Consider the following 24,033-nt stretch of genomic DNA (forward strand, 5'->3'; position numbering starts at 1 on the left):
GTTTTCTCCTCAGTATCCGGCGGCCGCGCCGTTGCTGCGCGGGTCAAACGCCCCTTCAAACAGCCCGTTGGGGTGGCGGACAATTGCGCCCGCGTGGCCCATCGCTTCGCTAAAGTCCGGGAAGCGTTCGACCTCATGCCCCCGCGCCCGCAGTTCAGCGACCGTCTCAGCGCTAAAGCGTCCTTCCAGTTTTAAGGTGTCTGAGGTTTGTCCCCAGGTGCGCCCCAGCAGCCAGCGCGGGCGGGAAATGCTTTCCTGCAAGGGCACGCCCTGAACCACGTAGCGGGTAAAGAGCGCGGCCTGGGTTTGCGGCTGTCCGTCACCGCCCATCGATCCGTAGACCATTACACGCCCGTCCTTAAGACGCGCCGCCGCCGGGTTCAGGGTATGGAAAGGCTGTTTGCCCGGCGCGAGGGCCAGAAGATGAGCGGGGTCGAGGCTGAACGACGCCCCCCGGTTCTGCCAGACGATGCCGGTATCGGGCAGCACCACGCCGCTGCCGAACTCGTGATAAATACTCTGGATAAACGACACGGCAAGCCCGCTGTTATCCATCACCCCCATCCACACGGTATCGCCGGGTCCTTTTCCGGTTCCCCACGGCGCGGCGTGGCCGTCGTCAACCCTGTCGGCAAGCGCCTGCAGGGCGGCGGGATCCAGCAGTTTCTGAATCTCGGTTTTCAGCTCACGCGGGTCGGTAATGTGGGCATCGCGCAGGCCAAAGGCCAGCTTGGTGGCTTCAACGATGCGGTGAATGGTGTCCGCGTCGTCGGCCTCCGCCATATTCAGGCGGTCGGTGATGCCGAGTATCGCCAGCGAGACCAGCCCCTGCGTCGGCGGGGCATGGTTAAAGATCTCCCCCTGCTGATGCTGCAGCTTCAGCGGCGCGGTGCGCCGGGCAACGTGCGCGTTAAGATCGGCCAGCGTCACGGGGAGAGCCAGCGTCTCCATGCCGTGCGCCAGGACTTCCGCCAGCGGGCCGCGATAAAAGCTGTCCAGACCGTCCTCCGCCAGGCGCGTCAACGTCGTGGCCATGGCGGGCTGATAAAAGCGGCTCCCGACCTGCGGCGGCCTGCCGTCCACCAGCCAGGTTTCCGCGAAGCCGGGCATGTCCTTCAGCTCGTCGAACTTGCTGGCCGTGGCGTGGGCCTGAGACGCCGTGACCGGCGTGCCGTGCTGCGCATAGTCAATGGCGTCGGCCAGCAGGCGGGCCAGCGGCAGCGACTTGCCGGTCATCTCGCGGGAGACTTTCAGCGCCTCGTCCCAGCCGCTCACCGTGCCGGCGACGGTCAACGCCGCCTGCGGTCCGCGATGAGGAATGTGCGTGTGCCCGTCGTAGGCGGCAAGCGTCGCGCGCGATCCCGCCGCGCCGCTGGCGTCAATGGCGATGGGGTCACCTTCTGGCGGCACGATAAGCCAGAAGCCATCGCCGCCCAGCCCGTTCATGTGGGGGTAAACCACGGCGATGGTGGCCGCCGCCGCGACCATCGCTTCAATCGCGCTGCCGCCTTCGCGCAGCACCGCCAGCGCGCTCTGGCTGGCAAGATGGTGGGGCGCAACGGCCATGCCGTGCGTGGAGACGTTGCTTTGCATGAGAAGTCCTCGTAACACTGAAAGTCACAAGGCGCTGCAAAAGCTGTTCCAGTTCTGAAAGAAAAGTTTCAGTAAACTGGCACGTATAATGAATACGTATAAAGAAAGGTATAATGTGATGAAACAAAAGTTACAGAGGCGCTATGGAACAACTGGATGAACGTCTGAAAGCACAATACCCGTCGCTGTCGCCGCAGGAGCAGCGGGTGGCAGACTTTATATTCGACCATTTTGACGACCTGATCAGCTACAACAGCGCCGAGCTGGCGCAGCTGAGCGGGGTGTCGAAAGCCACGGTCAGCCGCCTGTTTAAGCGTCTGGGCTATGAGAAATATAAGGATATGCGCGACGAGCTGCGCACCCTGCGCCAGAGCGGGATGCCGCTCACCGATAACCGCGATGCGGTGCAGGGCAACACGCTGCTGGCGCGCCACTACAAGCAGGAGATGGCGAACCTGACCCAGTGGGTTAATGCCCTTGACGCGCAGCAGTTTGCCGACGCGATGGCCTGCATGGTCAAGGCGCGGCGCATCGTCATTATTGGCATGCGTAACGCTTATCCGGCGGCGCTCCACCTGCGCCAGCAGCTGCTGCAGGCGCGCGGTCAGGTGCTGGTGCTGCCGCAGCCGGGGCAGAGCCTGAGCGAGGAGCTGGTGGACCTAACGCCGGACGATCTTGTGGTGATGATGGCTTTCCGCCGCCGCCCGCGCATCATTCGTCCGCTGATGCAGCAGCTTCAGAGTAGCGGTATTCCGGTGCTGCTGATGTGCGAGCCGCAGGCCCATAGCCTGTTTCCGCTGGCGAACTGGCAGCTCTGCGCCCCGCTGGACAGCGTCTCCGCCTATGACAGCTACTCCTCGGTCAACAGCCTGATCAACCTGCTGGCGAACGCCTTCCTGCATGACATTCTCGATAAAGGCCGCCCGCGCATTCACGAGATTGCCTCCCTCTACCAGCAGCTGGACGAACTCGAACAACGATAATGGGGCATCAGACTGGTGCTTTGCATTGAAATGGTGCAATTTAACGGGGCGAAAATAGAGAGTATTTTCGCCCCGTCCGCGTTTTATCAGGCTTTAAGAGAAAATTCCCCGCTTCGCCTTATCTGGCACATTAGTTGCAAAATCACATTCAAAGAATCTTTTGTTTCATGTTAACGTTACGGGGAAGCACCATGAAAAAACTGTTTATTGCACTGGCCGGGGCCGCCTGTCTCTTCACTCAGCTGCCGGCAAAGGCTGACCAGCTTCAGGATATCGAGAAGCGCGGCATCATTCGCATTGCCGTTCCGCAGGACTTCCCGCCGTTTGGCTCGGTAGGGACTGATCTGCAGCCGCAGGGCTACGACATCGATATGGCGCGCTATCTGGCGAAACAGATGAAGCTCAAGCTGCAGCTGGTGCCGGTGACCAGCGCCAACCGCGTGCCGTACCTGCAGACCGATAAGGTGGACCTGGTCATTTCCAGCCTCGGTAAAAACCCGGAGCGCGAGAAGGTGATCGACTTCAGCCGCGCCTACGCGCCGTTCTTCCTCGGCGTGTTTGGCCCGAAAGGGGCCGAGCTGAAGGACGCCGCCGCGCTGAGCGGAAAAACCATCGGCGTGACGCGCGGGGCGGTGGAGGATATGGTGCTGACCGGCCTGGCACCGAAAGACGCCAACGTGAAACGCTACGAAGACAACAACACCACGCTTTCGGCCTACCTCTCCGGTCAGGTGCAGTACGTGGCGACCGGCAACCTCGTGGTGGCGGCCATTTCGCGCCAGAACGCGGATAAAGCCCCGGTGCCGAGCTTTATGCTGAAAGACTCACCGTGCTTTATTGGCCTGAAGAAAAACGAACCGGCCCTGAAGGCAAAAGTGGACGCGCTGATCGAGCAGGGCATCCAGGACGGCACGCTGAACGGCCTGTCCGAGCAATGGCTGAAGGCCCCGCTGCCGGCAAACCTTGGCGCCTGAGCCGATGACGGAGCAACTTGATTTTTCAGCCCTCTGTCCGCACTGGCCGGAGCTGCTGGCCGGGCTGTGGGTCACCATTCAGCTGACGGTAATGGCAACCGTCGGCGGGCTGGCAATCGGGATTTTCGGCGCGGCGATCCGCAGCGGACGCACCACCTGGTACAGCCGGATCTGGGGCGGCTACGTGGAGATCATCCGCAACACGCCGTTTGTGGTGCAGCTGTTTTTCATCGTCTTCGGCCTGCCGAATCTTGGCCTGAAGATGACGGCGGGGGAGGCGGCGCTATTGGCAATGGTGGTGAACCTGGGCGCGTACAGCACCGAAATTATCCGCGCGGGCATTCAGGTCACGCCGAAAGGACAGTGGGAGGCCGGGCGCGTGCTGGGGCTAACCCGTCTGCAGACGTTTATTCGCGTGGTGCTGCCGCCCGCGCTGCAGCGCATTTATCCGGCGCTGGTGAGCCAGTGCATCATCGTGATGCTCGGTTCGTCGGTGGTGTCGCAGGTCTCGTATGAAGAGCTGACCTTCGCCGCTAACCTCATCCAGTCCAGAACGTTTTTGAGCTTTGAGGTCTATCTGGTGACAACCGGGATTTACTTAGCGCTGTCGATTACCCTGCGCCAGCTGATGATGGCGGCAGGACGCAAATGGCTGGGGGTGCAGGCATGATGACCACCTTTACCGACTGGGACATTATTCGCAACCTGCTGCTGGCCGGACGCTGGACGGTACTGCTGTCGCTGGTGGCGTTTGTCGGCGGGGCGGTGGTAACGCTGCCGCTCCTGCTGCTGCGCCTGACGGGCGGACGCACGGTGAAGCGCATTATCCGCGGCTATATCGAGCTGTTTCAGGGCACCCCGCTGCTGATGCAGCTGTTCCTGGCCTTCTTCGGCGTGGCGCTGTTCGGCATCGACGTTTCGCCGTGGACCGCCGCCTCGCTGGCGTTAACCTTTTACACTAGCGCATTTCTGCTCGATATCTGGTACGGCAGCATTCGCGCCCTGCCGAAGGGGCAGTGGGAAGCCTCGCGCTGCCTGGGCCTGACCTTCGGCCAGACCCTGTTTCGCGTGGTCGCTCCGCAGGCGCTGCGCATCGGCATCGCCCCGACGGTGGGCTTTGCGGTGCAGGTGATCAAAGGCACCGCGCTGGCGTCGATTATCGGCTTCATCGAGCTGACCAAGGCTGGCACCATGCTGACCAACGTGACCTATCAGCCGTTTAAGGTCTTTGCGCTGGTGGCGCTGGGCTACTTTATTCTGTGTTATCCGCTGTCGCGCTACAGCCGCTATCTGGAGACCAAATTCAATGCCTCTCATCACCATTAATCAGGTGCAGAAGTACTACGGCGATAACCACGTGCTCAAGGGCGTCGATCTGGATATCGATATGGGCCAGGTGATCTCCATTATCGGGCGCAGCGGATCGGGCAAAAGCACGCTGCTGCGCTGCATCAACGGCCTGGAAGGGTATCAGGACGGGAGCATCAAGCTGGGCGGCATGACCATTACCGACCGGGATTCTCAGGCGCGCGAAATCAGCCGCTCGGTCGGGATGGTGTTCCAGAGCTTCAACCTGTTCCCGCACATGACGGCGCTGGAGAACGTGATGCTCGCCCCGCGTCGGGTGCTGAAGAAAAGCGCCGCCGAATGCCGCGAACTAGCCCAGCGCATGCTGGAGAAAGTGGGGCTTGGCGATCGTCTGGATTACTACCCGTCGAGCCTCTCCGGCGGCCAGCAGCAGCGCGTGGCGATTGCCCGCGCGCTGGCGATGTCGCCGAAAGTTTTACTCTGCGACGAGATCACCTCCGCGCTCGACCCGGAGCTGGTGGGCGAAGTGCTCAAAGTGCTGGAGCAGCTGGCGGCCGAGGGGATGACCCTGATTCTCGTGACCCATGAAATGAATTTTGCCCGCGAAGTGGGCGACCGCGTGGTGTTTATGCACCAGGGGAAAGTCTGGGAGCAGGGCGACAGCAAAACGCTGTTCGCCAACCCGCAGACCACGGAACTGAAGCAGTTCATCTCCTCCGTGCGCGGCCTCAACTGATAAGGACTTAACAATGGATATCGCACACTTTCCGCAAATCAACCCGCCCCAGCGCCTGCTGATGGGGCCGGGGCCGATCAACGCCGACCCGCGCGTGCTGCGCGCCATGTCGAGCCAGCTGATCGGCCAGTACGATCCGGCCATGACCCACTACATGAACGAGGTGATGGCGCTCTATCGCGGTGTGTTTCGCACCGAGAACCGCTGGACGATGCTGGTGGACGGCACCTCCCGGGCGGGGATTGAAGCCATTCTGGTCTCCGCCATCCGCCCCGGAGATAAAGTACTGGTGCCGGTCTTTGGCCGCTTTGGACACCTGCTGTGCGAAATTGCCCGCCGCTGCCGCGCGGAGGTGCATACCATTGAGGTGCCGTGGGGCGAGGTGTTCACCCCGGACCAGGTGGAGGATGCGATTAAGCGTATTCGTCCGCGCCTGCTGCTGACCGTGCAGGGCGACACCTCCACCACCATGCTGCAGCCGCTCGCGGAGCTCGGCGCCATCTGCCGCCGCTACGACGTGCTGTTTTACACCGATGCCACCGCGTCGCTCGGCGGCAACGCGCTGGAGACCGACGCATGGGGGCTGGACGCCGTCTCGGCCGGGATGCAGAAGTGCCTCGGCGGCCCGTCGGGCACGTCGCCGATCACCCTGAGTGCGCGCATGGAGGAGGCGATCCGCCGCCGCAAATGCGTTGAGGAGGGCATTCGCACCGACGCCCACCGAGACGGCGATGAGGAGATGATCTACTCCAACTACTTCGATCTCGGCATGGTGATGGACTACTGGGGGCCGGAGCGCCTCAACCACCACACCGAAGCGACCACCGCGCTGTTTGGCGCCCGCGAGTGCGCGCGTTTGATCCTGCAGGAAGGGCTGGATAACGGCATCGCCCGCCACAGGCTGCACGGCGACGCGCTGCTGAAGGGCATTCAGGCGATGGGGCTGGAGACCTTTGGCGATCTGAAGCACAAGATGAACAATGTGCTGGGCGTGGTCATCCCGCAGGGCATCAACGGCGACCAGGTGCGTAAGCTGATGCTGGAGGATTTCGGGATTGAAATCGGCACCTCGTTTGGCCCGCTGCACGGCAAGGTGTGGCGCATCGGCACCATGGGCTACAACGCGCGCAAGGACTGCGTGATGACTACCCTGAGCGCGTTGGAGTCGGTGCTGAACTACCTGAAATTCACCACCACGCAGGGCGCGGCGATGCAGGCCGCGTGGGACCGCTATCGCCGCGAGACGCCGCAATGAGCCCGGCGGCAGAACGGGTGATGGCCCGCGCCGACGCGCTGGCCGCCATCAGCGAAACCCCGGATGCGCTGACCCGGGTCTATCTCTCGGTGCAGCATCTGCAGGCCAACCAGCTGGTGGGGCAGTGGATGAGCCAGGCGGGCATGACCGTCTGGCAGGACAGCGTGGGCAACATCTGTGGACGCTATGAGGGGGCGCAGGAAGGGGCGCAGGCGGTACTGCTTGGATCGCATCTGGATACCGTGCGCAACGCGGGACGCTACGACGGCATGCTCGGGGTGCTCACGGCCATTGAAGTGGTGGACAGCCTGCATCAGCAGGGTGTGCATCTGGCGCAGGCCATCGAGATTGTCGGCTTTTGCGATGAAGAGGGCACCCGCTTCGGCATTACGCTGTTAGGCAGCCGGGGGCTGACGGGCACCTGGCCGCAGGGCTGGCTGGAAAAAACTGACGCCAGCGGCATCAGCGTGGCGCAGGCGATGACCCAGGCGGGGCTCGATCCTGCCCGCGTGTCGCATGCCGCAAGGCGTCAGGAAGATTTCAGCGCCTATCTCGAACTGCATATTGAGCAGGGGCCGTGCCTTGAGCAGGAGGCGCTCGCGCTTGGCGTGGTGGAAGCCATTAACGGCGCCCGTCGCCTGAACTGTCGCTTCACCGGCGAGGCAGGACATGCGGGAACCGTGCCGATGCTCCACCGCAGAGACGCGCTGGCCGCCGCCGCCGAGTGGATGGTTATCATTGAAAACGCTACCCGACAGCAGGGCGGCAACCTGGTGGCGACGGTCGGGGAATTGCGCTGTCTGCCGGGAGCGGTGAACGTGATCCCCGGTGAGGTTCAGCTCTCGCTCGATATTCGCGGCCCGCAGGATGCACCGCTGGACAGGTTGCTCAACGACCTGCTGGAACATGCCCGGGCGATCGCATCGCGCCGCGGGCTGGCATTTAGCGCCGAGGAGTTTTACCGCATTGCCGCCACGCCGTGCGATCTGCACCTGCAGAACGTGCTGGGGGAGGCCGTCAAATCGGTACAGGGACGCTCGCTGTCGCTGCCCAGCGGCGCGGGCCACGATGCGATTGCCATCGCGGAACGCTGGCCGGTGGGCATGCTGTTCGTGCGCTGCAGGGGCGGAGTCAGCCACCACCCGGCGGAATCGGTGATGGCTGAGGATGTTGCGCTGGCGATTGAGGCGTTTTCGCGTGCGGTGATTCAGCTGGCGGATCGCGTTACTCCAGCCCCAGCGTATACTGCGCGATCTTAAAGTAGATAATCAGCCCGGTACCGTCGATAAGCGTCGCGATAAACGGCGCGGAGACGACCGCCGGGTCAATGCCGCAGCGCTTGAGCACCATCGGGATCACTGACGACACAATCGCGCTCCAGAGCGTAATGCATACCAGCGTCAGGCTGACGATAAGCGTGATTTCCAGCCCGATACCCATCATCCAGGCGCGGATGCACCCGGCAATACCGAGCGTCACGGCAATCATCAGCGAGGTGGTCATCTCTTTGCGCAGCACGCGGCCTACGTCGCGCAGATGCACTTCACCCAGCGCCATGGCGCGCACCAGCGTGGAGGTGATCTGCGTTCCGCTGTTGCCACCCGTGCCGATCAGTAGCGGAATAAAGAACGCCAGCGCGATGGCAGACTCCAGCGCCTCTTCGAAGTGCTGGATCACCGAGCTGGTGTAGGCTTCCGCGACAAACAGCAGCAGCAGCCATACGGAGCGTTTCTTCCACAGGCTGAAGGCGCTGGTTTCCAGATAGGGCTTCTCCAGCGGCAGCGTCGCCCCCTGAAGCTGGGCGTCTTCGGTGACGTCATCTTCCAGCAGATGGGCGATTTCGCGCTCGGTCAGGCAGCCGACGAGCTTGCCGTGGGTCACCACCGGCACGACGTCCGCCTCGCCGTGGGCCAGAAGTCCGGCGACATCGGCTCGTTCATCTTCCGGTTTGACCTGCAAAAACTGTGAAATCATCAGGCTTTTAATTGGCTGCACGGTATCCGTGACCTGCAATAATTTGCGTACCGCAATCATGCCCGCCAGGCGTCCATGGTCTTCAATAAAAATATGCGAGGGAATATCATCGTCTTTTAATTTTTCGAAGAATTGCTCGCGCGCCAGCGCCACGCATAATGAAACGTCGAGGACAATAAAATCGGTATTCATATATTGCGCGACCGCGCGGTCATTGAATGCCTGGTTGTGGTTGTGAATAGCGTAAGACATAGTGAATTCCCTTTGAATAATAAAATCTCTCAGGGGCGAGCAAGACAGGGCATGTCGGAAAGGAGATCCCCACGTCCTGGGTTCAGCACTGTACACCGTATCCCGCAAGGGAAGTTATACTGACAAAGCCTTGATTCGACAGTGCCTGTTTTACCCTGTGCCGGTTCTCTCGAACCCACCAGAGCGATAACGTGTATTTGTACAGGAGCCTCGCCATAACGAGATCGTTGTAAAGCGTGAGGAATAATACGCTTGTTTAAATTTATCGCTCAGGAAATTAAATAATGTTTAAGAAAGGTTTAGGTAAATCTTATTGATAAAATGTTGAGGGTTTATTTAAGGTTATTCCTTTTAAATGGAGGATTAATTAACGGGGGAAGGAAAATGGCGTGGTTTGATAATCTGCTGAATCATTTTGCGCTTTATCCGGCACATCTGTTCGCGCTGTTATTCGTAATGGCGCTGAGCAAGTCGACGGTGCTGATCTCCTCCGTGCTGCCGCCCGCCTCGGTGTTGCTGCTGGCGGGCATCGGCGTCAGCCAGGGGAGCATGCACCCGGCGCTGGCGTGGCTCGCCGTGGTGCTGGGGGCAACGGCGGGATCGGTGCTGAACTACCATATCGGCCAGCTGATGGGGCACACCCAGCTGGTCGCGCGCTTTACGGAGAAGCATGCCGCTACGTTTTTACGGGTTCAGCATCAGCTGCAAAAAAACGGTGTCATCGTACTGTTTACGTCGCGCTTTCTGGCGGTGTTGCGTTATGTCGTGCCGCTGGCGGCAGGGATGCTCAGGCTGAACGCCGTCAAAGTTTACGCCGTCAGCCTGCTTTCCGCCTGTGCATGGGCGGCGCTGTATGTCGGCGCGGTCACCGGCATCAGCGCCTTTTGAGTTACAGACTCCCCATTCCGCCGTCCACCAGCAGCTCCGTTCCTACCGTGTAGCTCGACTCGTCGGACGCCAGATAGAGCGCGGCTTTTGCCAGCTCCGTCGTCGAGCCCATTCTGCCGAGCGGCACCAGCTTGATGATCTCCGCCATCATCGCGTTAAGCGTCTCTTCGCTTAAGCCCGTCTTCGTAAATGCCGGCGTTTCCACCGGACCGGGGCTCAACCCGTTGACGCGGATCCCGCGCGGCAGCAGCTCCGCCGACAGCGTACGCGCCAGCGACAGGAGGGCGGCCTTGCTCGCGGCATACACGCTGCTGGTGGGCAGGCCGATGCGTGCGCTCACGGAGCCGCAGAGGATCACCGACGACGGATTATTCAGCAGCGGCAGCAGCGCCTGAATTAAAAAGAACGGTCCCTTCAGGTTGATGCCCATCAGGCGGTCCCACGCATCCTCCTGCCAGGCTTCCAGCGGCGCGTGCGTCACGTCGCCAGCGTTGAGAAACACTGCGTCCAGGCGTGGCCAGCGGGCGGCGAGGGTTTCCGCCAACGCTTTTTGCGACGCGATATCGCCTGCGTCGGTTGGGATCACCCAGGCCTTATCGCCCAGAATGCGCTCTGCTTCGGCGAGGGTGTCCGGGTTGCGTCCGGTCACGGCGACGCGCGCCCCTTCGGCGATAAACGCCTGCGCGGTGGCAAGACCAATGCCGCTGGTACCGCCGGTAATCAGCGTATATTTATCTGTTAAACGACCCATGTTCTTCTCCTGAAATGTCACTGGAGAAAGCACTATAGAAACGTTAGTATCGAAAGGAAACCAGGTACCAAATGGATACTAACGAGGCAAGAGGTGTGCTATGGCAGAAATGCTGGAGGTGTGCTGCGAAAAAAAATCTGAGGCGTATACCTGCCCGATGACGCAGTTTGTCAACCTGATATCCGGTAAGTGGGCGATCCCCATTCTCTATCGCCTGATTGTGTTCAACACGCCCGTACGCTTTGGCGATCTGCTGCGTGCCGCTGCCCCCATCACGCAGAAAGAGCTGACGAAGCAGCTCCGCCTGTTTGAGCAGCGCGGGCTGGTGACGCGGACGGTCTACCCGGAGATCCCCCCGCGCGTGGAGTATCAAATTACCGAGCTGGGGTTAACCCTGCAGGACGCACTTTCGCCGCTGGCCGCCTGGATGAGCGAGTACGGCGACCAGCTTGAGCGTTAGGCTACTGTTTCACGTAGCGCGGTGCCGGAACCCCGGTGCGCGCGCTGTTAAACAGCTCAAGGCGCGCCGCTTCGTAGCGATCCCACAGGGCGGCGTCATGCATCGGCGGTATAGTTATCTGTTCGCCCTGATCCAGGCCCGCCAGTGACGCATCGACCATATCGTCGGTGGTCATCACCGACCCTTCCGGCAGATCGTTCACCGTAACCCCTGAATGGCTCCAGATCTCCGTCGCCGTCGCGGCGGGCAGCACGGCCTGAATGCGCACGCTGCTATCGGCAAATTCTTCCTGCAGTCCGCGGGTAAAGCTCAGTACCCAGGCTTTGGTGGCGCTGTACAACGCGCTGCCCGCACGGACATGGAGCGATAACACCGAGGCGATATTGATCAGCGTCCCGCGATTGTTCTGCGCCAGGCGGGGCAGGATGGCGTAGGTCAGACGCATCAGCGCCGTGGTGTTGAGGGTGTTGATGGCCTGATGCTGCGCCACATCGCCCGCGAGGAACGGGGCCATCTGCGCGGTGCCCGCGTTGTTTACCAGCGTATCGATGGCGGTATTGTGGCGCAGTTCATTTTCCACGGCGCGGATCCCGGCTTCATCGCTGAGATCGGCCACCAGTATAGCGACGGCCACGCCATAGCGCGCGCGCAGGTCGGCGGCGAGGGTTTTCAGGCGATCCTCGCGCCGGGCGACCAGGACCAGGTTAGCGCCGCGCGCGGCCAGGCGATCGGCATAGACGGCCCCGATCCCGGAAGAGGCGCCGGTAATTAAGGCGGTGGTGATTTGTGTAGTCATTGTGTGTTACCTCAAAGCAAAGTGGGTTATTTGGTTTCAATATGAAACTGAATTAACTCTCTGCTATTTGGTTTTATAATGCAACCATTTTGCCGGGCATTTTGTGCTTTTGCCGTTGGGAACGATCAGGAGGGGAGTTTAGCCACGATCTCTTCAGGCGTCAGCTCGCGCCCATCGTCGGCGATAAGCGCCAGTTTACGCAGGGGTTTGCGCTGTTCGCTATCGACGAGAACGGTGCCGCATTCGTTGTCTGCGAACAAAAATTCATTGCCCCACTGGGAGAGAGCAACCAGCACCGTCTGGAGTGCGCGTCCCTTGTCGGTCAGAACGTATTCCTGCCATGCGCTGCCGTCGGAGGCGGGCTGAAGCCGGAGGATGTCTTCATCGACCAGCAGCTTCAGCCGCGAGGTGAGCATGTTTTTTGCGATACCGAGGCTTTTCTGAAACTCGCCGAAGCGTTTAATCCCGCGCAGCGCGTCGCGAACGATCAGCAGCGACCACCAGTCGCCAATGATATCCAGCGAACGGGCGACGGGGCAGGTGCTCTCTTCAAGGCGGGTGCGTTTCACGGTCAGGTCTCCGGTGGGGTGTGGTTTTATTATAAAACTAATTAGCGCCCACCGTAAGCACGTTAATCATCAGTTTGAGAAATGCTTCCCGAAAAAACTGTCACGAATCTGTCACACTCACTGGAACATTAAAAAAACGTGAGGAACGAGGGATGAGAAAAGCACTACTCGCAGTGGCCGTGGCAGGTACCCTTTCAATGACCTTTGGCGCACAGGCGCAGGAGATGCCGAAAGGCTATCAGCTGGAGCAGGTGTTAATCATGAGCCGTCACAACCTGCGCGCGCCGCTCGCCAACAACGGCAGCGTGCTGGAGCAGTCCACGCCGAAGCAGTGGCCGGAGTGGGACGTGCCGGGCGGTCAGCTCACCACCAAAGGCGGCGTGCTGGAAGTCTATATGGGCCATTACATGCGCGAGTGGCTGGCAGAGCAGGGGATGGTGAAGACGGGAGAGTGTCCGCCAGCGGATAGCGTTTATGCTTACGCCAACAGCCTGCAGCGTACCGTCGCCACCGCGCAGTTCTTTATCACCGGCGCGTTCCCGGGCTGCGACGTTCCTGTGCATCATCAGGAAAAAATGGGCACCATGGACCCGACCTTCAATCCGGTGATTACCGATAACTCGCCGGAATTCCGCGAAAAAGCGCTGAAGGCGATGGAGACCGAGCGGCAGAAAATGCAGCTTGGCGAAAGCTATAAGCTGCTGGAGCAGATGACAAATTACGCCGATTCCCCGTCCTGCAAAGAGAAAAAAGTCTGCTCCCTGGCGGACGCGAAAGATACCTTCAGCGCCGACTATGAAAAAGAGCCTGGCGTTTCCGGGCCGCTGAAGGTGGGTAACTCGCTGGTGGACGCGTTCACGCTGCAGTATTACGAAGGCTTCCCGGCCGACCAGGTGGCCTGGGGTGAAATCAAGACCGACCAGCAGTGGCGCGTGCTGTCGAAGCTGAAGAACGGCTATCAGGACTCGCTGTTTACCTCCACCGAGGTGGCGCAAAACGTGGCGAAGCCGCTGGTGAAATATATCGATAAAACGCTGGTCACCGAACAGGCGAAAGCGCCTAAGATTACTCTGCTGGTAGGGCACGATTCGAACATCGCTTCACTGCTCACCGCGCTGGATTTCAAGCCGTATCAGCTGCATGACCAGCAGGAGCGGACCCCGATTGGCGGCAAGATTGTCTTCCAGCGTTGGCACGACAAAAACAGCAATCAGGAGCTGATGAAAATTGAGTATGTCTACCAGAGCGCGGAGCAGCTGCGCAACGCCAGCGTTCTGTCATTGCAGTCGCCCGCGCAGCGCGTGACGCTGGAGCTGAAGGGCTGTCCGGTGGACGCGAACGGCTTCTGTCCGGTTGATAAATTCAATGCGGTGATGAATAACGCGGCGAAGTAAAAGAGAACCCCCCGCTGCGGCGGGGGGAAACGCTTAGACGTTTTTACGTTCGATGGTTTGCTCGCCCCAGAAGAGCGAGTCTTTGTCCGTTTTTTCGAAGGCGCGAATCAGCACTTCATCGTTGCCTTCTTCCCAAATCTGCTCGGCCAGCTTTTCGTCGTAGTTCGCGACTTCAAAGATGGCTTCGGCAATCTCCGGAGAGGTGTTGCGTAAACTTGCCCATTCGCCCACGTGGTGAGCTTTGGATTCCTGTGTTGGCATACTTTTCCTCCTGTTGGGTTAGCCGTTCAGTTTCTTAGCGAGACCCGCGACGTATTCACCCTGATAGCGGGCGATAGAGAGTTCTTCATTGCTTGGCTGACGTGAGCCATCCCCACCGGCAATGGTGGTTGCGCCGTACGGCGTCCCGCCGCGCACCTGAGAAACGTCAAACAGCTCCTGCGCGCCGTAGCCAATTGGCACAATCACCATTCCATGATGAGCAAGGGTAGTCCAGGTTGAGGTAATCGTCTGCTCCTGGCCGCCGCCGGTGCCGGTAGAGCTGAATACGCTGGCGAGTTTGCCGTACAGCGCCCCGGATGCCCAGAGCCCGCCGGTTTGATCGAGGAAGGTACGCATCTGGCCTGACATATTGCCGAAGCGGGTCGGGGTGCCGAAGATAATGGCATCATACTCCGCCAGCTCCTGCGGGGTCGCGACCGGGGCATTTTGTGTTTTTCCCCCGGCTTTGGCGAACGCTTCCGCCTGCATGGTTTCCGGTACGCGTTTTACCACAACCTCAACGCCGTCCACTCTGTTTGCACCTTCTGCTACCGCGTGAGCCATGGTTTCAATGTGTCCATACATGGAATAATAGAGCACCAGAACTTTTGCCATTTTGCATCACTCCTCGTTGGTTTTTCTGACAGCGGATCGCTGCGTTCATTTAAAGATATGACATCACGGCCAGACTGCAAAAATGAACGGCATTTCTTTGATTTATAACAACATGGTTACAATAAGGTGCTGTAGCAAAATGAAACAACTTTCTGGTCGTCGAATTTTAAAATGATAAGAAAGGCTTATAGATTTCCGTCGCGTTATCTGACCCGAAAGGCGGATATCATGTTGCAGAATATTACCCGTGGCTTGCCGGATAGCCTCAGTCCACTAAGCTTAGTTTCACGCGGCACAGATAAAGGCCCTGTCCTTTAGCCGCGAGGTGAAAGAATCCTCTTTTACTGAATGCAATATGATGTCTAATGTTTCACACTCTGGAGGTTAGAGATGGCAAACCATCGTGGTGGTTCAGGTAATTTCGCTGAAGACCGTGAAAGAGCATCAGAAGCAGGTCGTAAAGGTGGCCAGTCTAGCGGGGGTAACTTCAAGAACGACCCTCAGCGCGCATCAGAGGCTGGTAAAAAAGGGGGTAAAAATAGCCACGGCAGCAATAAGTAGTACGCCGGGTTGACTCCCTGCCGCCGGGTTTCCCGGCGGTTTTTTTATGTCTGCAACATTGAACTGTAACCAAAGGCAACGCACACTACAGAATTGATCTCACTTGTTGGTGTCGCATGTCCGTCTCACGCTTTAAATTCTCCATAAAACCGCAGGAAGCCATCCTTATTCTCATCACCATGTTCTGGGGCGGGACCTTTCTTGCCGTCCAGTACGCGGTGACCCTCAGCGATCCGTTCTTTTTTGTCGGCCTGCGCTTTGCGACGGCGGCGATAGCCGTGGGGCTGATCTCCCTTAAAACGCTGCGGGGTCTGACGCTGAAGGAACTCAAGGCCGGCGTGGCGATTGGGATTGCGATAGCGATGGGCTACAGCCTGCAGACGTGGGGATTGCAGACCATCTCCAGTAGCAAATCCGCTTTTATTACCGCCATGTACGTGCCGCTGGTGCCGCTGCTGCAATGGTTATGCCTCGGGCGGCTACCGGGGCTGATGTCCTGCATTGGCATCGTGCTGGCGTTTATCGGCCTGATTTTATTAGCCGGGCCGGAAAATAACCTGCTGGCGCTGGGGCCGGGCGAGATCATTACCCTCGTCGGGGCCATTGCCATCGCGGCGGAAATTATTCTGATCAGCGCCTGGGCTGGGAAAGTGGACGTCAAGCGCGTGACGGTGGTGCAACTCGCGACGGCGTCGCTGGTGGCCTTCGCGACGATGGTGCCAGCCGGGGAATCCGTGCCGCCGATGTCCACGGGGCTGGTGGTGGTCGCGCTGGGGCTTGGCATCTTCAGCGCCATTATCCAGGTGACCATGAACTGGGCGCAGCGCAGCGTATCGCCAACGCGGGCGACGGTGATCTACACCGGTGAACCGGTCTGGGCGGGGATTTTCGGACGACTGGCCGGCGAGCGTTTGCCGCTGCTGGCGCTGGTGGGCGCGGCGTTTATTGTCGCCGGGGTGCTGGTGAGCGAACTAAAGCTCAGAAAGCGGGGGCGTGAAGCGAGTCATTTGACTGCTGAAAAAGGTTTAGATTGAAAAAAAGCGCAACGTTACTTAGGATATGTACGGATTAAAACCGTACACGGTGATGTAAACCATGCCAGCACTTAAAAAACAGCGTATCGATCTTCGCTTAACGGACGAAGACAAAACAATGATTGAAGAAGCGGCGGCGATGACGAATCAAACGATCACCCAGTTTATGGTGAACAGTGCGTCAGAGCGTGCTGCAGAGGTCATCGAGCAGCACCGTCGTCTCGTGTTAAACGAAGCCTCCTGGAATGCGGTGATGGATGCCATCGACAATCCCCCAGAGCCAAATGAACGCCTCAAGCGAGCGGCAAAACGTCTTCGAAACATGGAGTGAAGCGTCTTGGCAAATCTCACGATTGAAATGTTTTCAGAGGGAACCGACTATGATTTCGGGGATTTTGATTGTGGTGAACCCTCGCTAAATGCCTTCCTGAGAGAACACCTGGTACGCCAGCACAATGGACGTATTCTACGAGCCTACCTGCTTAAAGAGCGCGACCATCCGCGCGTGCTGGGCTATTACACGCTATCGGGAAGTTGCTTTGAGAGAGCGATGCTTCCTTCTAAGACTCAGCAGCGTCGGATCCCTTATCTCAACGTACCCAGCGTGACGCTGGGACGTCTGGCTATTCATAAAGAACTACAGGGAAACGAGTGGGGAACAACGCTTGTTGCACACGCTATGCGGGTGGTTTACCTGGCGTCGCAGGCTGTGGGAGTAAACGGAATATTTGTTGATGCCCTTAGCGAGCAGGCTAAACGATTTTATCTGAAGCTGGGGTTCATCCCGCTGGCAGGCGAAAACAGCCATTCTTTGTTCTTCCCGACAAAAGCTATCGAACGACTGTTTGAGCAGGCGTGATCGCTCTTAAGGAGCATGCAGGTCGGGTAAGGCGTAGCCGTCACCCGACATATCGATTTCACGAATCCTGATGCGCTGCGGCGGCCTGCGGCGCGGCAGCCATCCGGCGGCTCAGCAGGGCGTTAAGCAGGATCGCGCCGAAAGTCGCCGTACCAATCCCGCCAATCGTAAACCCGCCCAGCGTCAGGGCAAAATCGCCCGCGCCCAGCACCAGCGTGACGGCCACCATGATCAGGTTGCTGTTCTGGCTGAGGTCGACCCGATGTTGTACCCAGATGCGCGCCCCGGCCACGGCGATCAGCCCGAACACCACAATCGACGCGCCGCCGATGACCGGTGACGGAATGGTGTGGATCAGCGCGCCGAACTTCGGTGAGAAACCAAGAAGGATCGCCATTACCGCCGCCGCCACGAAGACCAGCGTTGAGTAGACCTTGGTCACCGCCATCACGCCGATGTTTTCCGCGTAGGTGGTCACGCCGCTGCCGCCCACGGAGCCTGAGAGCATGGTCGCCAGCCCGTCGCCGACGAACGCGCGGCCCATGTACGGATCCATGCTGCGCCCGGTCATTCCCGCCACCGCCTTCAGGTGCCCTAAGTTTTCCGCCACCAGGATCACCGCCACCGGGGCGATAAGCATCATCGCCTGCGTGTTAAAGGTGGGCGAGGTCACCTGCGGCAGACCGAACCAGGCGGCCTGATGAAGCAGGGTAAAATCGACCGGCTTGCCCATGCCGAACACGTTCGCCAGCAGGGCGTAGATCAGACAGGCGACAATCAGCCCGACCAGGATCAGCAGACGCTGGATCATGCCCCGGGTAAAGACTGCCACCAGGCCGATGCACAGCACCGTGATCACCGCCATCCAGCTTTCAAACGGCGAAGCGGAGACGCTTTTCACCGCAATCGGCGCGAGGTTCAGGCCTATCGCCATCACCACCGCGCCGGTGACGACGGGGGGCATCATCCGTTCGATCCAGCGCGTGCCGATCTTCATCACAACGAGACCAATCAGGGTATAGACCAGCCCGCAGGCGATGATGCCGCCGAGGGCCACGCTCAGGTTGGGGTTGATCCCCTGGCCGTTAAAACCGGTAGTGGCGATCACCACGCCGACAAAAGCGGCACTGGAGCCCAGGTAGCTGGGCACGCGCCCGCCGGTAACAAAAAAGAACAGCAGGGTGCCGATTCCCGACATCAGAATAGACAGGTTGGGATCGAGCCCCATCAGCATCGGCATCAATACCGTCGCGCCAAACATCGCGACCGCATGCTGGACGCCCATCACCATGGTTTGCCCGAGCGGGAGGCGTTCATCCGGCGCGACCACGCCTGCTTCAGTGGAGGTCGATTTCAACTGCCAGTGGGGAAATCCGAACATGGTCTGTCTCCTTAAAGCGCCTTAGCAGGCGGGTCGCATAAGCGCGTGGTAGCTGCGGTCAAACCACACCAGACCTTGCGGTGCGGGGTGGCGAATAATCGATACGATGTCGCAAAACAGAATGTCGTGGGTACCGACGCTGACCACCTGGCTGATGCGGCAGTCAAAGGAGGCCAGCGCATCCTCCAGACGCGGGCAGCCCGTGTCGCCCGTCTGCCAGCGGGCGGCGGTAAAGCGTTCCGCCATCGGCGTTTTGCCGCCAAACAGATTGGATAAAGGCTCCTGTCCGGCGCTCAGGGTATTCACGCACAGGGTGCGGTTTTCGCTGAACGTGGGCCAGACCGACGCGCCGCGGTTCAGGCACACCAGCAGGGTGGGAGGGGAATCCGTGACGCTGCATACCGCGCTGGCGGTAAAGCCCGCCATCCCCGCCGGGCCGTCGGTGGTGATGATGTTGACCGCCGCGCCGACGCAGGCCATGGCGTCGCGAAAGGTCTGTTTATCGGGTGTCATCACGATCGCTCCTTACGCCAGTCCGCAGGCATCGTCGAAGGTCAGGCGCGGCAGGCGCCCGTAAAGTTTGCGCGTATCGCCATAGCCAATGTTGATCAGCAGGTTGCTTTTAAGCGTTGTGCCGGTGAAAAAGGCCTCGTCGACCTTTTGTCGGTCAAAGCCCGACATCGGGCCGGTGTCCATGCCGAGTGCGCGGCAGGCGAAAATCAGATACGCGGCCTGCATTGAGCTGTTGCGAAAGGCCGTCTCTTCCGCCAGCGCGGGGCTTGCGGTAAACCAGCTTCTGGCATCGCCGTGCGGGAAAAGCTCGGGCAGGCGCTCGTAGAATTCCCCGTCCCAGGCGACAATCGCTGTCACCGGGGCGGTAAGCGTTTTCTCGAGGTTGCCGCTGGAGAGCGCCGGGCGCAGCTTCTCTTTTCCCTCTGCGCTTCGCACAAAGATAATGCGCGCCGGTGAGCAGTTGGCAGACGTTGGGCCCCATTTCATCAGGTCATACATCTCGCGCAGCGTCTCGTCGCTGACCGGCATATCCAGCCAGCCGTTGTGGGTGCGGGCACTGGTGAACAGCGTTTCCAGCGCGGCGGGGGTAATGGCTTCGCTCATTAAAGCTCCTTATAAAGCGGGTTCAGGGCTGTGCAGCAGGCTGGCAAGCCCGTTCAGCAGCAGGGTGTTAAAGGTGTCCGGTTCGGTGACGTTGCAGGCATGTCCGCCCTGGCGCATGACCGTTTTGTGGGCGTGCGGGAGGGCGGCGTGCAGTTCAGCGGAACAGACGGACGGCACCAGCACGTCGTCGGCGGAACAGATAATGTGAACCGGGCAGCGAATGCGTGCGGACTGGCGGCGGAAGTCGGCTTTTTTCAGGGCGCTGAGCCTGCGCAGCAGGTTGGTTTTACCCTGGAAATGGGCCAGCGCCAGCGCTTCTTCGGCCTCCAGACGCGGCGCGCGGGCGGCCATCCAGTCTGCCGGGTATAGAAACAGCGGCTGCGCCTCGACCCACGCCTGCGCGCCGCCGGAATGCAGCAGCCGCTCGCGAACGTCAAAACAGCGGCGGGTGTGGGCATTGAGGGTCAGCCAGCCGTTGACGCACACCAGCGCGGTGAGGGCGTCGGGCCTGTCGAGGGCCAGCTGCAGGCCGACCAGCGCGCCGAGCGCGTGCCCGACGACGCTGTAGCGCGCAATGCCTGCGTCAGCCAGCGCCTGGGCGAGCTCGTCTGCCATCTGCGCAAGGCTGTAACTCTCCGGCAGGGTGTCGGGGTTATTGCCCGTTCCCCGCTGGTCATAGCACACCACCTGATACTCCGGCTCCAGCGCGGCCTGCTGGGGCAGCCAGTAGCTGCCGCTGCCGCCGAGACCGGAAATAAAGACCACCACGGGCGCACCCTCGTACGGCGGCGGCGAGACGGAAAGTTTCATGCCTGCCTCACTTCGCGATGTGCGCAACGGTGGCGATCTCAACCAGCGCGTCCGGTTTTACCAGCCCGCACTGAATGCAGAACCGCGCCGGTTTATCGCCGGGGAAGAACTCGGCGTAGATTTCGTTAATCGCGGCGTAGTTTTTCCAGTCGGTGATAAAGATGCTGTTGAAGGTCACGTCCTCCATGGTGCCACCCGCCGTTTCGATCACGGTTTTGATCGTCTCCAGCACGTGGCGGGTTTGCGCCTTTGGGTCGTTGATAAATACCACGTTGTTGTCTTTATCAAACGGCAGCGTGCCGGAGACATACACCACGCCGTCGGCGAGGGTGCCGGGGACGAACGGGGCGATGGGCGTGCTGGTGCCCGGCGGGATGATTACGGATTTCGGCATCGTGTGTCTCCTCAGGCGATACGGGCGAGCGGAGGATTCAGGGCGTCGCAGAAATCCGCAACGTTACTGACCCAGCCAAAAAAGGTTTCGATATTGAACAAAGCTGCCTTTTGGGCGAATTCCGGCCCGGCCTGATGGGTCGCGTCTTCCAGCACCACGCCGAAATACTCGAGGAAAAAGCCGTCGCGCAGGGTCGATTCCACGCAGACGTTGGTGGCAATGCCGGTGAACACCAGGTGGCGAATGCCCCGGCTGCGCAGCAGGCTGTCGAGCGGGGTGTTGAAAAAGCCGCTGTAGCGCGGTTTCGGCAGGACGATATCGCCCGCCTGCGGGACCAGCTCGTCCACCAGTTGATAATCCCAGCCGCCTTTGGCCAGCAGCTTGCCCTGCAGTTCGGGCCGCTTGCGCATGGTTTTCAGGGCGTTCGACTTGTGGAAGTTGGGCGAGCCGGGGCCGCCGGCCTCGACGTACTGGTCATCCCAGCCGTTCTGGAACCAGATGATGAGCATTCCCGCAGCGCGCGCGGCGTGCACGGCGGTTTTGATGTTCTCGATCACCGGCCTTGTGGCGGAGACGTCAAACCCCGCCAGATCCAGATAACCGCCCTGGCTGGCATAGGCGTTTTGCATGTCCACCACGATCAGCGCGCTCTGCTGCGGCGCAAAGGTGATGGCTTCCGGGCGAGCGTTTAAGGTCGTCATTACGCCACCTCCTTCGTGACGGCAGGGATATGGGCGCGGCACTGCATCAGCGGCTGGATGCGCTCGCCGAAGGTTTCCACGCCGGTGAGGAAATCATCGAAGGTCAGCAGGACGCCTTCCGCCCCGGGCACGGCCGCCACTTCGTCGAGCATCCTGGCAACGCTGGCGTACGAGCCGACCAGCGTGCCCATGTTGATATTGACGGCGGAGGTCGGGTCGGCCATCTGACGCACGTTGGTGTCTGCGCCGGAACGGGTGTCTTTCTGGCTCTGCTCGGTAAGCCAGCTCAGGGCTTCGTCGTCAGCGCCGTCCTTATACCGCTCCCATTTGGCGCGCGCGGCGTCGTCCGTTTCGTCGGCAATGACCATGAACAGCACGTACGAGCCCACGTCGCGCCCGGTTTTGTCGGCGGCCTCCTTCATGCGTGCCGCGGTCGGGGCAAAGGCGGCAGGGGTGTTAACGCCTTTGCCGAAGCAGAAGTTAAAGTCGGCGTATTTCGCGGAGAATTCCATCCCCGCGTCGCTCTGCCCGGCGCAAATCACCTTCATCGGCACCGACGGCTGCGGGCTGACGCGGCAGTCGTTCATGGTAAAGAAGTCGCCTTTGAAGTCGCTTTTGCCGGTGCCCCACAGGTCGCGCAGGACCTGCACGTATTCGGTCAGGTAGTCGTAGCGACGGGAGAAGTAATCGTCGCCCGGCCAGAGTCCCATCTGCTCGTACTCCGGTTTTTGCCAGCCGGTGACCAGGTTAACGCCAAAGCGCCCGCCGGAGATGGAGTCGATGGTGGAGGCCATGCGTGCCACGATCGCGGGCGGAAGGGTGAGTGTGGCCGCGGTGGCGTAGATCTGGATCCGCGAGGTAACCGCTGCCAGCCCGGCCATCAGAGTGAAGGACTCCAGGTTGTGATCCCAGAATTCCGTTTTGCCGCCAAAGCCGCGCAGCTTGATCATCGAAAGCGCAAAGTCGAAATGGTAGTGCTCCGCTTTCTGCACGATGGCTTTGTTCAGCTCAAAGGTCGGCATGTACTGCGGTGCAGTGGTCGAGATAAGCCAGCCGTTGTTGCCGATGGGTACAAATACGCCAATTTTCATCACGAACCTCTCTTCATTACGTCGCAGGTGTAACGGTGGTTTTGCAAAGGCAATGCCAGTTTTGAAAACGTTTGTGTTATTAATGTGTTAATCAAAGGTTGGGGGATTGATGCCGCTAAATGTGGACTAAATGGTCAAAAACATTGCACAGAAAACAGGCACTCATGCGCGATGGGGGTGCAGAAGGTCGTGGCGAGGCGGGGGTTTTGCTATGCTGAGCGCAGGAAAGAAAATGGAGAGCGGAAATGACACAAGGCGCAGTGAAAACACCCGGAAAACGTTCGCAGGCGGTGAGCGCCAAAAAGCAGGCGATCCTCAGCGCCGCGCTGGAGACCTTTTCACAGTTTGGCATTCACGGCACGCGCCTGGAGCAGGTGGCGGAGCAGTCCGGGGTGTCTAAAACCAATCTGCTCTACTATTACCCGTCGAAAGAGGCGCTGTATGTGGCGGTGATGCAGCAGATCCTCGATATCTGGCTGGCGCCGCTCAAGGCATTTCGCGAAGAGCTGGCCCCGCTGGTGGCTATCGAGGAGTACATTCGCCTGAAGCTCGAGGTGTCGCGCGATTACCCGCAGGCGTCAAGGCTGTTTTGTCTTGAGATGCTGCAGGGCGCGCCGCTGCTGCAGGCGGAGCTGACGGGGGATTTAAAGCAGCTGGTGGACGATAAGTCGGCGATTATCGCCGGATGGGTTGCCAGCGGAAAGCTGGCCCCGGTCGACCCGCAGCACCTGATCTTTATGATCTGGGCCGCTACCCAGCATTATGCTGACTTTGCGGCCCAGGTTGAGGCGGTGACCGGTAAAACGCTCCAGGACGAGGCGTTTTTCCAGAGCACCCTCGAAAACGTGCAGCGGATGATTATCGAAGGGATCCGCGTGCGTTAATTGCCCGGCGGGAGAGGGCAGCTTAAGTCGCCCTCTTCACACTGCATCAGCGAGGCCAGAAACGCCTCGCGCTCCACGGTTTTTTCCGCCAGGCACTGGTTAACAATCATTGGCTGGACGCTCCCGCCTTCCGTCCCCGAACCGATAAACGCGCAGTCCGCGTCGCGTAGGGTAATCCACGCCTGTTGCGCTTTTTTCAGCAGGTCGCGCTGGGGGGCCGCCGCGCGTTTGATGGCGGCCTGGTAGGTCTGGTTGAGTTTTTTATCGGCTGCCTGGTACTGCTGCGCGCTACAGGTGTTCAGTTCAAGCTGCGTAGTGGCGTTGTCGCACTCGTTGGCCAGCGCGCTGGTGCTGAGCAGCAGTGCCGCACCGGCGATAAGATATCGTTTCATA

30 protein-coding genes and 1 riboswitch are annotated in these 24,033 nt (G+C 60.0%); of the genes, 15 read left to right on the forward strand and 15 right to left on the reverse strand.

All coding sequences use genetic code 11. From position 1 onward, the window contains the following. Nucleotides 1-9: 9 nt before the first annotated feature. Entirely contained in the window at nt 10-1,593 is a 1,584-nt protein-coding gene (gene hpxW, locus ACMGGH_RS13405; RefSeq protein ID WP_232948064.1) for an oxamate amidohydrolase, read from the reverse strand. 143 nt (nt 1,594-1,736) lie between these two features. Here hpxW and hpxU point away from each other — a divergent pair, with 143 nt between their 5' ends. The 7 genes from hpxU (at nt 1,737) to hpxK (ending at nt 8,108) form a co-directional block, all read left to right on the forward strand. Then, nucleotides 1,737-2,576, forward strand: coding sequence for a MurR/RpiR family transcriptional regulator HpxU (hpxU, locus tag ACMGGH_RS13410; protein WP_224066466.1), 840 nt, complete (start codon nt 1,737-1,739; stop codon nt 2,574-2,576). Between the two features lie 191 nt (nt 2,577-2,767). Next, nucleotides 2,768-3,550: a transporter substrate-binding domain-containing protein gene (locus ACMGGH_RS13415; RefSeq protein WP_232948065.1), complete on the forward strand. Its 783-nt coding sequence runs from the start codon at nt 2,768-2,770 to the stop codon at nt 3,548-3,550. Between the two features lie 4 nt (nt 3,551-3,554). Beyond that, nucleotides 3,555-4,220 (forward strand): amino acid ABC transporter permease, encoded by a 666-nt coding sequence (locus ACMGGH_RS13420; RefSeq protein ID WP_420299125.1) that lies wholly within the window; start codon nt 3,555-3,557, stop codon nt 4,218-4,220. Beyond that, nucleotides 4,220-4,876, forward strand: a complete 657-nt coding sequence (locus ACMGGH_RS13425) for an amino acid ABC transporter permease (protein ID WP_014883296.1) — start codon at nt 4,220-4,222, stop codon at nt 4,874-4,876. The genes ACMGGH_RS13420 and ACMGGH_RS13425 overlap by 1 nt, the downstream gene beginning before the upstream one ends. After that, the gene (locus ACMGGH_RS13430; protein ID WP_008499843.1) at nt 4,857-5,594 is read left to right on the forward strand and encodes an amino acid ABC transporter ATP-binding protein; all 738 of its coding nucleotides are present in this window, start codon (nt 4,857-4,859) and stop codon (nt 5,592-5,594) included. Before ACMGGH_RS13425 ends, ACMGGH_RS13430 begins: the two co-directional genes overlap by 20 nt. A 13-nt stretch (nt 5,595-5,607) precedes the next feature. Further along, nucleotides 5,608-6,849: a pyridoxal-phosphate-dependent aminotransferase family protein gene (locus ACMGGH_RS13435; protein WP_232948066.1), complete on the forward strand. Its 1,242-nt coding sequence runs from the start codon at nt 5,608-5,610 to the stop codon at nt 6,847-6,849. Next, on the forward strand, nt 6,846-8,108 hold the full coding sequence (gene hpxK / locus ACMGGH_RS13440; protein WP_224066469.1) for an allantoate amidohydrolase: 1,263 nt from the start codon (nt 6,846-6,848) through the stop codon (nt 8,106-8,108). Before ACMGGH_RS13435 ends, hpxK begins: the two co-directional genes overlap by 4 nt. Here hpxK and ACMGGH_RS13445 read toward each other — a convergent pair. Then, nucleotides 8,074-9,075, reverse strand: a complete 1,002-nt coding sequence (locus tag ACMGGH_RS13445) for a magnesium transporter (RefSeq protein WP_232948068.1) — start codon at nt 9,073-9,075, stop codon at nt 8,074-8,076. The genes hpxK and ACMGGH_RS13445 overlap by 35 nt on opposite strands. A gap of 60 nt (nt 9,076-9,135) precedes the next feature. Next, a riboswitch (M-box (ykoK) riboswitch) is annotated at nt 9,136-9,305 on the reverse strand. A gap of 154 nt (nt 9,306-9,459) precedes the next feature. Here ACMGGH_RS13445 and ACMGGH_RS13450 point away from each other — a divergent pair. Beyond that, nucleotides 9,460-9,963 (forward strand): DedA family protein, encoded by a 504-nt coding sequence (locus ACMGGH_RS13450; protein WP_232948069.1) that lies wholly within the window; start codon nt 9,460-9,462, stop codon nt 9,961-9,963. 1 nt (nt 9,964) lies between these two features. On the opposite strand, the gene ACMGGH_RS13455 is transcribed toward ACMGGH_RS13450, so the two are convergent. Further along, complete coding sequence (locus tag ACMGGH_RS13455) at nt 9,965-10,714, reverse strand: SDR family oxidoreductase (RefSeq protein WP_028012645.1); 750 nt, start codon at nt 10,712-10,714, stop codon at nt 9,965-9,967. A 100-nt stretch (nt 10,715-10,814) separates the two neighbouring features. On the opposite strand from ACMGGH_RS13455, the gene ACMGGH_RS13460 reads away from it, so the two are divergent. Next, nucleotides 10,815-11,174: a winged helix-turn-helix transcriptional regulator gene (locus tag ACMGGH_RS13460; protein WP_023335206.1), complete on the forward strand. Its 360-nt coding sequence runs from the start codon at nt 10,815-10,817 to the stop codon at nt 11,172-11,174. Nucleotide 11,175: 1 nt separating this feature from the next. On the opposite strand, the gene ACMGGH_RS13465 is transcribed toward ACMGGH_RS13460, so the two are convergent. Then, nucleotides 11,176-11,970: an SDR family NAD(P)-dependent oxidoreductase gene (locus tag ACMGGH_RS13465; protein ID WP_028012646.1), complete on the reverse strand. Its 795-nt coding sequence runs from the start codon at nt 11,968-11,970 to the stop codon at nt 11,176-11,178. A gap of 125 nt (nt 11,971-12,095) precedes the next feature. Beyond that, nucleotides 12,096-12,539 carry a winged helix-turn-helix transcriptional regulator gene (locus ACMGGH_RS13470; protein ID WP_232948070.1) on the reverse strand — a complete coding sequence of 148 codons (444 nt, stop codon included), beginning with the start codon at nt 12,537-12,539 and terminating at the stop codon, nt 12,096-12,098. Between the two features lie 152 nt (nt 12,540-12,691). Here ACMGGH_RS13470 and agp point away from each other — a divergent pair, with 152 nt between their 5' ends. After that, the gene (gene agp / locus ACMGGH_RS13475; RefSeq protein WP_232948071.1) at nt 12,692-13,933 is read left to right on the forward strand and encodes a bifunctional glucose-1-phosphatase/inositol phosphatase; all 1,242 of its coding nucleotides are present in this window, start codon (nt 12,692-12,694) and stop codon (nt 13,931-13,933) included. Nucleotides 13,934-13,966: 33 nt separating this feature from the next. Here agp and ACMGGH_RS13480 read toward each other — a convergent pair whose 3' ends face one another. Next, complete coding sequence (locus ACMGGH_RS13480) at nt 13,967-14,194, reverse strand: YccJ family protein (RefSeq protein WP_028012649.1); 228 nt, start codon at nt 14,192-14,194, stop codon at nt 13,967-13,969. Between the two features lie 18 nt (nt 14,195-14,212). Further along, entirely contained in the window at nt 14,213-14,809 is a 597-nt protein-coding gene (gene wrbA / locus ACMGGH_RS13485; protein WP_041910554.1) for an NAD(P)H:quinone oxidoreductase, read from the reverse strand. A gap of 390 nt (nt 14,810-15,199) precedes the next feature. Between wrbA and ACMGGH_RS13490 the strand changes: the two genes are divergently transcribed. The 4 genes from ACMGGH_RS13490 to ACMGGH_RS13505 all read left to right on the forward strand — a co-directional run bounded on the left by ACMGGH_RS13490 (nt 15,200) and on the right by ACMGGH_RS13505 (nt 17,263). Further along, on the forward strand, nt 15,200-15,370 hold the full coding sequence (locus ACMGGH_RS13490) for a general stress protein (RefSeq protein ID WP_001273664.1): 171 nt from the start codon (nt 15,200-15,202) through the stop codon (nt 15,368-15,370). Between the two features lie 116 nt (nt 15,371-15,486). Further along, on the forward strand, nt 15,487-16,404 hold the full coding sequence (locus ACMGGH_RS13495) for a DMT family transporter (protein WP_045261672.1): 918 nt from the start codon (nt 15,487-15,489) through the stop codon (nt 16,402-16,404). A gap of 61 nt (nt 16,405-16,465) precedes the next feature. Next, complete coding sequence (locus tag ACMGGH_RS13500) at nt 16,466-16,735, forward strand: DUF1778 domain-containing protein (protein ID WP_008499829.1); 270 nt, start codon at nt 16,466-16,468, stop codon at nt 16,733-16,735. Between the two features lie 27 nt (nt 16,736-16,762). Then, nucleotides 16,763-17,263: a GNAT family N-acetyltransferase gene (locus ACMGGH_RS13505; RefSeq protein ID WP_192971185.1), complete on the forward strand. Its 501-nt coding sequence runs from the start codon at nt 16,763-16,765 to the stop codon at nt 17,261-17,263. A gap of 58 nt (nt 17,264-17,321) precedes the next feature. On the opposite strand, the gene rutG is transcribed toward ACMGGH_RS13505, so the two are convergent. From rutG to rutA, 7 genes are read right to left on the reverse strand one after another with little or no spacing between them, the layout of a single operon-like run. Beyond that, nucleotides 17,322-18,644 (reverse strand): pyrimidine utilization transport protein G, encoded by a 1,323-nt coding sequence (gene rutG / locus ACMGGH_RS13510; protein ID WP_045261670.1) that lies wholly within the window; start codon nt 18,642-18,644, stop codon nt 17,322-17,324. 21 nt (nt 18,645-18,665) lie between these two features. Then, nucleotides 18,666-19,157 carry an NADH-dependent FMN reductase RutF gene (gene rutF, locus ACMGGH_RS13515; protein ID WP_032644856.1) on the reverse strand — a complete coding sequence of 164 codons (492 nt, stop codon included), beginning with the start codon at nt 19,155-19,157 and terminating at the stop codon, nt 18,666-18,668. A gap of 12 nt (nt 19,158-19,169) precedes the next feature. Beyond that, a complete protein-coding gene (locus ACMGGH_RS13520) occupies nt 19,170-19,760 on the reverse strand; it encodes a malonic semialdehyde reductase (protein ID WP_232948072.1) in 591 nt (196 codons plus the stop codon). A 9-nt stretch (nt 19,761-19,769) separates the two neighbouring features. Beyond that, nucleotides 19,770-20,570 (reverse strand): pyrimidine utilization protein D, encoded by an 801-nt coding sequence (gene rutD / locus ACMGGH_RS13525; RefSeq protein WP_232948073.1) that lies wholly within the window; start codon nt 20,568-20,570, stop codon nt 19,770-19,772. Nucleotides 20,571-20,577: 7 nt separating this feature from the next. After that, nucleotides 20,578-20,964 carry a pyrimidine utilization protein C gene (gene rutC, locus ACMGGH_RS13530; protein ID WP_008499822.1) on the reverse strand — a complete coding sequence of 129 codons (387 nt, stop codon included), beginning with the start codon at nt 20,962-20,964 and terminating at the stop codon, nt 20,578-20,580. An 11-nt stretch (nt 20,965-20,975) separates the two neighbouring features. After that, nucleotides 20,976-21,665, reverse strand: coding sequence for a pyrimidine utilization protein B (gene rutB, locus ACMGGH_RS13535; protein WP_232948074.1), 690 nt, complete (start codon nt 21,663-21,665; stop codon nt 20,976-20,978). Further along, nucleotides 21,665-22,756 (reverse strand): pyrimidine utilization protein A, encoded by a 1,092-nt coding sequence (gene rutA / locus ACMGGH_RS13540; RefSeq protein WP_041910549.1) that lies wholly within the window; start codon nt 22,754-22,756, stop codon nt 21,665-21,667. The genes rutB and rutA overlap by 1 nt, the downstream gene beginning before the upstream one ends. A gap of 245 nt (nt 22,757-23,001) precedes the next feature. On the opposite strand from rutA, the gene rutR reads away from it, so the two are divergent. Beyond that, nucleotides 23,002-23,640: an HTH-type transcriptional regulator RutR gene (gene rutR, locus ACMGGH_RS13545; RefSeq protein ID WP_028012659.1), complete on the forward strand. Its 639-nt coding sequence runs from the start codon at nt 23,002-23,004 to the stop codon at nt 23,638-23,640. Here the strand turns inward: rutR and ACMGGH_RS13550 are convergent. Beyond that, on the reverse strand, nt 23,637-24,032 hold the full coding sequence (locus ACMGGH_RS13550) for a lysozyme inhibitor LprI family protein (protein WP_041910548.1): 396 nt from the start codon (nt 24,030-24,032) through the stop codon (nt 23,637-23,639). The two genes, rutR and ACMGGH_RS13550, sit on opposite strands and share 4 nt — an antisense overlap. Between the last annotated feature and the right edge of the window lies 1 nt (nt 24,033).

The organism is Enterobacter sp. BNK-16 (assembly GCF_048684955.1).
GTDB classification, from domain to species: Bacteria; Pseudomonadota; Gammaproteobacteria; order Enterobacterales; family Enterobacteriaceae; genus Enterobacter; species Enterobacter bugandensis.

Excerpts from the sequence above, each read along its gene's own strand:
- hpxW (WP_232948064.1), bottom strand. The coding sequence starts at position 1,593 with ATGCAAAGCAACGTCTCCACGCACGGCATGGCCGTTGCGCCCCACCAT.
- hpxU (WP_224066466.1), top strand. The coding sequence starts at position 1,737 with ATGGAACAACTGGATGAACGTCTGAAAGCACAATACCCGTCGCTGTCG.
- ACMGGH_RS13415 (WP_232948065.1), top strand. The coding sequence starts at position 2,768 with ATGAAAAAACTGTTTATTGCACTGGCCGGGGCCGCCTGTCTCTTCACT.
- ACMGGH_RS13420 (WP_420299125.1), top strand. The coding sequence starts at position 3,555 with ATGACGGAGCAACTTGATTTTTCAGCCCTCTGTCCGCACTGGCCGGAG.
- ACMGGH_RS13425 (WP_014883296.1), top strand. The coding sequence starts at position 4,220 with ATGACCACCTTTACCGACTGGGACATTATTCGCAACCTGCTGCTGGCC.
- ACMGGH_RS13430 (WP_008499843.1), top strand. The coding sequence starts at position 4,857 with ATGCCTCTCATCACCATTAATCAGGTGCAGAAGTACTACGGCGATAAC.
- ACMGGH_RS13435 (WP_232948066.1), top strand. The coding sequence starts at position 5,608 with ATGGATATCGCACACTTTCCGCAAATCAACCCGCCCCAGCGCCTGCTG.
- hpxK (WP_224066469.1), top strand. The coding sequence starts at position 6,846 with ATGAGCCCGGCGGCAGAACGGGTGATGGCCCGCGCCGACGCGCTGGCC.
- ACMGGH_RS13445 (WP_232948068.1), bottom strand. The coding sequence starts at position 9,075 with ATGTCTTACGCTATTCACAACCACAACCAGGCATTCAATGACCGCGCG.
- ACMGGH_RS13450 (WP_232948069.1), top strand. The coding sequence starts at position 9,460 with ATGGCGTGGTTTGATAATCTGCTGAATCATTTTGCGCTTTATCCGGCA.
- ACMGGH_RS13455 (WP_028012645.1), bottom strand. The coding sequence starts at position 10,714 with ATGGGTCGTTTAACAGATAAATATACGCTGATTACCGGCGGTACCAGC.
- ACMGGH_RS13460 (WP_023335206.1), top strand. The coding sequence starts at position 10,815 with ATGGCAGAAATGCTGGAGGTGTGCTGCGAAAAAAAATCTGAGGCGTAT.
- ACMGGH_RS13465 (WP_028012646.1), bottom strand. The coding sequence starts at position 11,970 with ATGACTACACAAATCACCACCGCCTTAATTACCGGCGCCTCTTCCGGG.
- agp (WP_232948071.1), top strand. The coding sequence starts at position 12,692 with ATGAGAAAAGCACTACTCGCAGTGGCCGTGGCAGGTACCCTTTCAATG.
- ACMGGH_RS13480 (WP_028012649.1), bottom strand. The coding sequence starts at position 14,194 with ATGCCAACACAGGAATCCAAAGCTCACCACGTGGGCGAATGGGCAAGT.
- wrbA (WP_041910554.1), bottom strand. The coding sequence starts at position 14,809 with ATGGCAAAAGTTCTGGTGCTCTATTATTCCATGTATGGACACATTGAA.
- ACMGGH_RS13490 (WP_001273664.1), top strand. The coding sequence starts at position 15,200 with ATGGCAAACCATCGTGGTGGTTCAGGTAATTTCGCTGAAGACCGTGAA.
- ACMGGH_RS13495 (WP_045261672.1), top strand. The coding sequence starts at position 15,487 with ATGTCCGTCTCACGCTTTAAATTCTCCATAAAACCGCAGGAAGCCATC.
- ACMGGH_RS13500 (WP_008499829.1), top strand. The coding sequence starts at position 16,466 with ATGCCAGCACTTAAAAAACAGCGTATCGATCTTCGCTTAACGGACGAA.
- ACMGGH_RS13505 (WP_192971185.1), top strand. The coding sequence starts at position 16,763 with ATGTTTTCAGAGGGAACCGACTATGATTTCGGGGATTTTGATTGTGGT.
- rutG (WP_045261670.1), bottom strand. The coding sequence starts at position 18,644 with ATGTTCGGATTTCCCCACTGGCAGTTGAAATCGACCTCCACTGAAGCA.
- rutF (WP_032644856.1), bottom strand. The coding sequence starts at position 19,157 with ATGACACCCGATAAACAGACCTTTCGCGACGCCATGGCCTGCGTCGGC.
- ACMGGH_RS13520 (WP_232948072.1), bottom strand. The coding sequence starts at position 19,760 with ATGAGCGAAGCCATTACCCCCGCCGCGCTGGAAACGCTGTTCACCAGT.
- rutD (WP_232948073.1), bottom strand. The coding sequence starts at position 20,570 with ATGAAACTTTCCGTCTCGCCGCCGCCGTACGAGGGTGCGCCCGTGGTG.
- rutC (WP_008499822.1), bottom strand. The coding sequence starts at position 20,964 with ATGCCGAAATCCGTAATCATCCCGCCGGGCACCAGCACGCCCATCGCC.
- rutB (WP_232948074.1), bottom strand. The coding sequence starts at position 21,665 with ATGACGACCTTAAACGCTCGCCCGGAAGCCATCACCTTTGCGCCGCAG.
- rutA (WP_041910549.1), bottom strand. The coding sequence starts at position 22,756 with ATGAAAATTGGCGTATTTGTACCCATCGGCAACAACGGCTGGCTTATC.
- rutR (WP_028012659.1), top strand. The coding sequence starts at position 23,002 with ATGACACAAGGCGCAGTGAAAACACCCGGAAAACGTTCGCAGGCGGTG.
- ACMGGH_RS13550 (WP_041910548.1), bottom strand. The coding sequence starts at position 24,032 with ATGAAACGATATCTTATCGCCGGTGCGGCACTGCTGCTCAGCACCAGC.